Annotated in this window: 1 protein-coding gene; it reads left to right on the top strand. The window is 36.9% G+C overall.

Annotation, left to right across the window (positions count from 1 at the left end):
* The coding region (locus tag L977_RS25005) for a hypothetical protein (RefSeq protein ID WP_047625999.1) at positions 1–217 on the top strand (217 nt) is incomplete at both ends.

Genomic DNA, 217 nt, shown 5'->3' with positions numbered 1-217 from the left:
TATATTAACCATAATTTGAGCTTACAGCGACAAAAGGAACAACTGGAACAAGTTAACGAACGACTTGCTAAACGTGCTGAGAAAGCCCAAAAATTGCTTGACACGGAACTTCTGAAAGATAGCTACATCGAAACGCTTGAAATGTTTAGTAAATACCATTCAGCAAAATATAATATGTGGGACGAACCAGAAACTCCAACTAAAGTGATTGATGTTC

It is taken from the genome of Enterobacter sp. ZOR0014, assembly GCF_000798855.1.
In the GTDB taxonomy this organism is placed as follows: Bacteria; Pseudomonadota; Gammaproteobacteria; order Enterobacterales; family Enterobacteriaceae; genus Enterobacter; species Enterobacter kobei.
This window is presented reverse-complemented; position numbering and strand designations above follow the sequence as displayed.